The organism is Alteromonas alvinellae, assembly GCF_902705805.1.
This window is the reverse complement of record NZ_CACSIH010000172.1, coordinates 1-8,369: the sequence shown is the minus strand read 5'-3', so window position 1 is coordinate 8,369 and position 8,369 is coordinate 1. Positions and strand designations below refer to the sequence as shown.

Below are 8,369 nucleotides of genomic sequence, written 5' to 3'. Positions count from 1 at the left end.
ATTAAAAATTGCTCTTGCAAGTAAGAAAAAGCCCACTTTTCAAATAGATTTTTAATTTTTTTCAACTTTTTAAGAACGATTTTAAATGCTTTTTCGGCATTAACGATCTTTCCTTCATACTCCTTCAACACTTGCTCTGATTTAATTTCTTTCTCTATTATTTTTTCCAGCTTTTCTTGCCTAGCTAGCCATAGAGGCTTATTTTTAACACCCTGATTTTCTGGAACATAGTTGTTGTGATCAACATTCCAAAACTTCTTCACAGATTTATTAAAGCCATTTTTAATTTTTTGAAGAGTTTTTTTCTGCGAGATAGATTTTACGACCTCTAGCTCAATAACATTCCCAATAAGAACATGAACGTGGCTATGTTTATCGAGATTTTTTGATTCATCATGAAGCACGGCATGTGTGTGGTTTTTAATTGTTTGAACATCAACACCAGTGGTACTTGATACATCTTGGATAAGCTGGTCAACAACTTCTTTCCATTTTGGTCTCGACACATCGAAACTAGCAGGAAGTGACAGACAAAATGAAGTAGCCCAATTAACTACACCACCACCTCGAATCGAGTTTCTGGTGCGATATTCTTGACGTTGGTGAATAGAAGAGAGAATGTTTTTAGCATTGTCGTAAATGACATGAATCTGTGTATTGAGGTGGGCTGGTCTATTTTTGTCAGACAGATAATTGACGTGATTAATAAATCCGTTTTTTACTACTCTACCTTTATCAGAAGTTGCAACGTATTTATCTCCTTTCTTCTTAAATTTTCTTTTTACACCTGAATTTCTAACTTGTCGTGCTGTAACTGTCCAGTTTTTAATCATCTTATAAATTTTAATCTATAAGAGTCTTATATCACGGATAATTTATAATTCAAGACGAACCGAAAAGGCGTAAGAGTAGTATCAAAGATTAGAAAATGAGCGGAATGGGATGAATGAAGAGCTAAACTCATACTGTTTAGCTCTTAAAGCATTGATAGATTACTTTTTGTTACTGAATCTGCGGCGTACTAAAAGTAACCCTGCTATACCAAAAGCCACAAAAGTCGATGGCTCAGGAACATCAATTGAATTTTCAGCACCGACTGTGTCAAAGGTTAGTGCCGCTACTTTGAATTCTTCATAATACATCGTTGCGTATCTGTTTGTAAAAACACCATCTTGCCATACTTCTTTATTATCAAAATCTAGACCAGTAAATGAAAAGCCATCATCAATTTTAAAAACATAGTCTATGTAGTCAACATATTGATAGGTTTGAATTTCATACAGTGAATCATCACTATAGAACCCATCGTATACTTCGCTTATGCTATAAGTTACGTTTACAAGGTCATTATCTGCCCCATCAACAAACGGGGTGTAGAAGATGTAATTAATGTCTTCAGCGCTAAAGCGTAGCATAGCAAGCTGATCATACAACCAGTATTCAATACTAAGTTCGTTATTTACTGTTTGTAGAGTATATGCTCCGTTCCCTCGAATTTCTGCTGATAGTTCATCAGTTAAATCAAGTGATAGAAAGCTTGCGTTAGCGATGTTAGAAGCTACTAAGGCAGCAAAAGCAGCAACGATCTTAATTGAATTTCTCAATTTAATTCCCTTTAAAATGTTTATGTGGTTGTTTGAAAAGTAATTTTTGACTATTTGCCGAAGCAAAAATAGGACCAGTATGTAACCTTATGATTTTTATGACTTATTTTTATATCTTTATTTTCTAGTGTAAAAGAAGCTGACACAAAATTTCATATAAACAATGAGTTGTAGTTATATCCTTCTGTATAAGATTTGAAAAACGAAAGCAAAGCAGTAACTTTAAGAGCTTCTGTTCAAGATAGGAGCTTTTACAAGTAAAACCACATGAAACCGTGTTTCAATCCACCTTGAAGATGGCTGGGAAGGCCCATCTTGAAATTCATACAGCAACTTAATGCGACATTTTTTGTTAAAAAAATAGGAGGATTCACAATAATTTTATCCTCATTGTAAAAATTTTTTAGATTTTCATTAGATATTGATTTTACGAAAAAAAAGTACGCTTTCTACAATTCACTTGCAAATCGAATATATAATAATACAACAAAATTCTTTAAAAACAACAACTTACAAAATTAAATTATAGACAGATTAACTTTTATGCTGTAAAGTATTGACATCTCAAAATAACAACAAAAATGATAGGAGATGTTATGAAACTACTAAAAGAAATAAAAGAATCAATTATTGGCCTAGGTCGCAGCAAAGCCGCATTTACATTGAGTCATGCTGTAGCGTCAGCGTGCAATTCTGATTATGGAGTGAGTTTTCTAAGGATTAATTCTGGTCTTGATGTTCAGAAAACCGAGTTAGTGGTTAGACTTTTAGGTATTGCTTCAGAACCTGACTTTTCTAATCAATCTCAAACAGAGATGCTGCATTGGCTTGAAGATAATGGTTACTTACTAGGAGCATGTAAAGTGACCGAATAATTTCACCATTTCGAAACTTAGGTTGAGTTAACAAGAAAATGATTCAATGGAGAAAAGTTTGTTTATTTCTCCAATCAAAAAATAAAAATAAGGGGATGACAAGAAAAATGGCAAAGGCGTTGGAGCGATTCAGAAGTGATGAGCATTCAACATTATCAGTACTAATTAAAGGTTTTAATTATGAAAAAGTTGTAAGACTTGAAGAGGTTTGTGATAAGTACTTTGGGCTAAATTACTGTTCAGCCAAGAAAAAGGCAAGTAAACACGCCCTACCTATCCCAACATTTAAACTGGGAGATAGTCAAAAATCTCCATATTTAGTGAATTTAGAAGACTTAGCTTCTTATATTGATAGTGTAACGGCAAAGGCAAACCAAAAATGGCATCAATACCAATAAGGGTAGCATTTGATCTGAACTCAGATCTTATTTAAAAGAGACTTAATTTTTAAGTCTCTTTTTTTTGTCTTCTATTCTATACCAAAGCAAATAGAAAAAATCCCCATTTTCATCCCCAAAAATTAAAATTTAATAAAAAACCCTATAATAAAGAGCTTTTAAGCTATTTATCCACCCAATCCAGCATTGGAGCGACAGAGAATCTTCGGTCAAGAGTTTGAACAGTAGTATTCAATTTAAGCCCATGTTTTGTATAGATAATATTTAACTCTTCGAGTAGATACCAAATGCGGTATTTATCCCTTTAATTCCTTATTTTCACTGTATCGGGGTCCAAAAAGAGTCTTTTTGGGGCCCAAGTTTTTAGGCGGAAAATAAGATGGCGTATTATAGCATTACTAAGACGACGAGAAAAAATATCAATGTCTATCGCGTGAGAGTAAGAAACAAAGAGTCGGGAGTTATTACTTTTTCAAAATCGAAAACATTTCAAAACAAGGCAGCCGCAGTGAAGTGGGCTAAGGGCATGGTTCACAAAATTGAACGGCACTTAGTTGATGTCGACATGGAGCTAGTTGATTGCACCGTAGCAGAGTTAATAACTAAGTATCTTGATGCGAAGCAAAATAGTAATAGACCTATTGGCAGAACTGCACTTTATACACTGCAAAATATAGCTAAAAGCGACTTTGCGAAAATGCTCGTGTCTAAAATTAACGCTAGTGATGTGGTGAGCTATTGCCTTGAACGCAAAACGTCTGACTCTTCCCCTTCGCCTGCTACACTCTCTGTTGACGTTAGCTGCATCAGAAAAGTATTTCGTGTCGGTAAAAGTATGTTTGGTATAAACGTAGACGACCGCCCTATCGTTGATGCTTACCCTGCGCTCCACGACTTAAGGCTAATTTCACGTAGCAACGAAAGAGAGCGCAGACTAGAAGGAAACGAGTTTGAAATACTATTAGATGCGTTAAAAGAAAAGCAGCAACATCACTGCTGTTTAATTCCATATCACGATATTTTTCTCATATCGATACTCACTTGTTGTCGAATAAGCGAAGTCTGCAAACTTAGATGGCGAGATTTAGATATAAAGCAAAAAACGATTGTTGTGAGGGATAGAAAAAATCCGAATGGCAGCATTGGCAATCACTGCATTCTACCACTTCTTGGCGATGCGCTAGATATCATTTTGAGACAGCCTCAGACTGACGAGCGTATATTCCCATTTAATTCTCGTTCGATTACAGCGGGCTTTCGGCGAACCCGAAATAAGCTAAATATTTCCGATCTTCGCTATCACGATCTACGACGCGAAGGCGCAAGTCGACTGATTGAGATGGGTTACTCAGTAGAAGAAACAGCGCGAGTGACGGGGCACCGCGACTTGAACGTTTTGTGGCGAGTTTATGTAAATATCAGACCTCAGCATTTTTTAGAGCGTAAAATGATGTAAGGAATCTAACTAATTGAATAATATTAAAAGTAGCTTTCTTAACCCCAACATATAACTAAAAGAAATTTACTAATAAAAAATAATTCTACATCGGCAAATAGCCGCATTAGCACGCAAAATGGCAGTTATTGTAACAATAACTGCCATCACGCTTTGTTTTAGGCGCTTCATAAAATAATGTAAAACATCGGTTTTTTAATTTCGCTGCCAGGAATAGCTCAGAAAAACGCATGAATTACAATTTCTCCCGTGGAACACAACCAGTGTTTCACGACACAACAAAAACCCAACCTATTGATTCAAATAAATAAAAGTAGGAACATCGTGTAATCAAAAAAAACGGCTGCCCCCTGTTATACCAACAATGCTTTTAGAACAGTTAGTTAAAAACAATATTCGACCTGTAATTCAATTTAAGAATAACAGGTATATTTGTCGTTATAGAAACAACGAACATAAAATAGATAGAGAAGCAAAATTCGATAATGAAAAGGATGCAGTCGCATGGCGCTCGGAGATGATAAAGACATACGGAGCCATAAAGAACAAAGGGCCTGCCGGAAAAAACACTGTTATAAAACGAACAGAGAAAGCAATCTCGACTTCATCACAGCTCAAGATGTACATTTTGTTTTGGCTTGACGCCATTCGCGATGTACCCTACAAACCAGCTGCAAGTACCATTGCGAGTCTAAAACATATGCTCAAATACGATATTGTTAGGACTCCAGTAAACAAATTAGATTATACAACTCTATCTCGATATATGGCGCAACGCGCTCAATCACTTACCAAACCTAGTGCCAGTACGCTTAATGTCGACATGTCTGCTATCAATCGCGTTATCAATGATGTTAATGCGCATCTAGATATCGCGTTCGATAATAGTGCTCTAATAAATGCTGGCCGACTACTCCGAAAAAGCGGGCAGATTAAAGGGTCTGGTGAAAAAGAGCGGCGCTTGAGGCATGGTGAATGGAAGCTATTACTTAAGGGAATTTACGCAACCAAAAAAAATAGAGCTCTAAGACAAAATTATACGCTAATACTTCGGCTATACATTAGTACAGCATTGCGCTGTTCAGAGTTGCTCTCTCTTACATGGGAGGATGTAGATATTGAAAACTCAACAATTAACCTTGTTATACTCAAACAAAGAGGAAAGCGAAAAGGCTTGGTAAAATCAATACCGATGCTCGATAAAACGAAAAAGCTTTTTCTAAAACTCCGTCCTCACGACTTCTCCTTAAAAGAGCCCATTTTTCATATAAAGGCAAAGTCTATGTCCACGGACTTTACGAAGTTCGTAAAAAGTGCCGGTATTAAAGGCCTCTCGTTACATGACCTCCGAACGGAAGGCATTAGCCGTATGTTAGAAATGGGGTTAACCATACCAATTGTGGCATGTTTTACAGGTCATCGCGAACACACAACTATAACCCGAATTTACACCAATTTGTGTGCAAAGAGAGTAGCCACCAAGGTTAGCTTAATTGCCCAAGTTAATAATATTCAATCTGGATGGCATTAAATTATTCGCGAAAATCAAACATTCTCGGCTAACGCAAAGGGCTCGATTAATTCATCACCGCAATGCATTTTTAAATACCAACGATTTCTAGCTTATCGTTAGCGTCATAACTTGTATTGACCGACAGGGAACCCTTTTAATTGTTGAGCTAAATTCTCAAAGTTCGCTTTATCTTTAGCAAACGTTTTTCAAAATCTTGCATATCATATTTACTCAGATGGACAGCAGAGCGGTCAAGCCGCTCTGAGAGCTCCGCTACTCGCCCACAAACCTCGCTCATAATGATGGCGTCCAGCTTCAACTTTTTGACTAAACGAAGCCCTCTGATAGAGGTTAATAATTTTCGCCTAGGCGGAGTTATGTAACGCTCTATGTCGATAAGCAACGCGTCTAAGCGTTTTCTAGTAACGACACAACTGCCTTCAGAGGTTTTAATTGAACTCTTCATTGAAATAGTATTTCCAGAAACCCGCTTACTTTTAGAACGCTTCTTGCTAGCATTAATAAGCCGCACTTTTTCAGCAATAACCTCTTTGGTTAAGTGCTGAGGGCCGGATCTGGCTGGGGTTACCGAATCAGGAGCATCGTATTTATCGCTAACATTTTTGGCTCGTGTATTTTCAAATACCTCGGGAGTTACCCCGTTAGAGTTAGTATCGTCATTTTTTGATTCAATATTTACAGACGCGTAGCTCTCGCCAGTATATCGAGCCTCTTGAAAGTGGATATTCCTTACAGTGGAAGTCTCAATACTTTTCTGTTCAGGAGATGTGCAATTCAGAGTCTCATGACAAGACTTTCGATATATAGAGAGTTCATCGCTACCCTCACTGCTAGAACTTAAGCTATTAGAGAAAATAGGCTCAGCGTCGTCGGCTACGGGTTTGCCCCCCTGCCCATCGGGCGTGTTGTTATACCCAAACTCAAATGTTCTATATTTCTTGATGTATAGTTGCTCAAACTCATCTAAATCATCTTCTCTGCATTCATTAATAACAAAAAACGTAAACTTACTAGCACCTTTGGTATTCCATGCATGCTGCAACCCATCGTTATGATGCTTACCGTTATTCAAGGCTCGTACGTGCTGCCGGAGCCGTTTACCTATATCTCGGGCTTGACCAATGTAAGTAGCAAAGTCATTTGAATAAATGCAGTAGATTCCGGTCTTATTATTGTGCTTCTGAAAAAATGATTCCAAGTTTCTTTTAGGGGCGAAGGCAACTTTGGATATTGGATGTTTTTGCTTGCTGTATTGCCTCTGTGTGATAGGTGACACTTTGTTATGGCTAAACTCTGGGCGTATGTATTTTTTCTGAGCTTTTCTAGGGTTAGATTTCTGAATTGTCAGGATTGGATAACTCGTCACATTCCATTGTGGAGCGCGTAATATAAACTCTAAAGGAAAGTCTACTTGGGCTTGAATTTTTTTTAGCTGAGAATAGTCATCGGCAGTCAAAAAGCCGACAATGGTCCCCGCAGCAAATATGTTTCCATTTTCTTCATAAGTGTTATTTTGTTTTACATAACAGCTTGTCGGGCCCGCATATATTTTTTGGAGCTCTTCTGGTTCAATACCAGTTTCATTTAGAATCCACTCACGCCCTACTACGGTAAATGAAGTGGGAAGACTGTTTTGTATATCCATTACTATTTAACCATTTGATGACGGCTTAACTTTCTTCAAAACACTTAGTTATTAACTGTTTTACTCTTTCTAATTGTTCCACTTTTCTTATTTCTATCTCCACATCGCCAGTACCCCAGTGCCCGATATTTCTCATATCTTTAATGAACCCATCTTCTAGTTGAATGGTATCTGGATCTAATTTCAACCACAAAAGTACGCGAGGGTCTTTGTTCGGAACTATGCTTATACAGACAAAATTTTTGATTCGTTTGAAAGCCGTATACTGTTTTAAGTCTTTGCGAGCAATATTATCGCTCAAAGACTCTACGTATGAACATATTTCATCAAAAAAAGTTAGTAATTGAGGACTACATTGAGACTTAGCTTTTTCGAGAGTCCAGTCATACACCTGACTTTTTCTAATAGCTGGTGTTTTTTCACTGTCTGCCGCTAGATCTGGTCTCGAAGATACTTGAGTATTTACAAGTTCTAATAGCAGTAAATCATCTGAGAAATATTTATATCTCATTAACTCAATATTTCTGTCTATCTGCTTAATTGCGTATTCATCATAACGATTAAAATCAGAAGCGATGCAGATTAGCCTTGCGCCAGGCCATTCAATCGTTGCAGCCGTATCATTCCCTAACTTAGCCATTACTAACAACTGAAAATCGGCTTTATGATCAAGCAACCAGTCCAAGTAGAACAAACCTTGGTTGATAACGTTTTCGTTTGAATGACGTTTATATTCAATAATTACAGGGCAGCCGTTTTCATCCAAGCCCAAGCTGTCTATTCGCCCGCCACTAGATGTAGAAAACTCTGATGCTAAGAAGCGGATACTGCGTATTTCGGTGAATCCGATCGGTCGT

8 protein-coding genes are annotated in these 8,369 nt (G+C 37.2%); 4 read left to right on the top strand and 4 right to left on the bottom strand.

Annotated features, from left to right (window positions below):
* On the bottom strand, positions 1–833 hold an 833-nt coding region (locus ACX5KA_RS12840), incomplete at its 3' end, for a hypothetical protein (RefSeq protein ID WP_458731338.1).
* A 159-nt stretch (positions 834–992) separates the two neighbouring features.
* On the bottom strand, positions 993–1,604 hold the full coding sequence (locus tag ACX5KA_RS12835) for a PEP-CTERM sorting domain-containing protein (protein WP_020744386.1): 612 nt from the start codon (positions 1,602–1,604) through the stop codon (positions 993–995).
* 596 nt (positions 1,605–2,200) lie between these two features.
* On the opposite strand from ACX5KA_RS12835, the gene ACX5KA_RS12830 reads away from it, so the two are divergent.
* The 4 genes from ACX5KA_RS12830 to ACX5KA_RS12815 all read left to right on the top strand — a co-directional run bounded on the left by ACX5KA_RS12830 (position 2,201) and on the right by ACX5KA_RS12815 (position 5,864).
* Positions 2,201–2,479 (top strand): hypothetical protein, encoded by a 279-nt coding sequence (locus tag ACX5KA_RS12830; protein ID WP_020744291.1) that lies wholly within the window; start codon positions 2,201–2,203, stop codon positions 2,477–2,479.
* Positions 2,480–2,517: 38 nt separating this feature from the next.
* Positions 2,518–2,877, top strand: coding sequence for a pyocin activator PrtN family protein (locus tag ACX5KA_RS12825; RefSeq protein WP_080653192.1), 360 nt, complete (start codon positions 2,518–2,520; stop codon positions 2,875–2,877).
* Positions 2,878–3,256: 379 nt separating this feature from the next.
* Positions 3,257–4,333: a site-specific integrase gene (locus ACX5KA_RS12820; protein ID WP_458731337.1), complete on the top strand. Its 1,077-nt coding sequence runs from the start codon at positions 3,257–3,259 to the stop codon at positions 4,331–4,333.
* Positions 4,334–4,697: 364 nt separating this feature from the next.
* A complete protein-coding gene (locus tag ACX5KA_RS12815) occupies positions 4,698–5,864 on the top strand; it encodes a tyrosine-type recombinase/integrase (RefSeq protein WP_458731336.1) in 1,167 nt (388 codons plus the stop codon).
* 148 nt (positions 5,865–6,012) lie between these two features.
* Here the strand turns inward: ACX5KA_RS12815 and ACX5KA_RS12810 are convergent, their stop codons facing one another.
* Positions 6,013–7,512, bottom strand: coding sequence for a GIY-YIG nuclease family protein (locus tag ACX5KA_RS12810; RefSeq protein ID WP_458731335.1), 1,500 nt, complete (start codon positions 7,510–7,512; stop codon positions 6,013–6,015).
* Positions 7,513–7,537: 25 nt separating this feature from the next.
* On the bottom strand, positions 7,538–8,369 hold an 832-nt coding region (locus tag ACX5KA_RS12805), incomplete at its 5' end, for a DUF5655 domain-containing protein (RefSeq protein ID WP_458731334.1).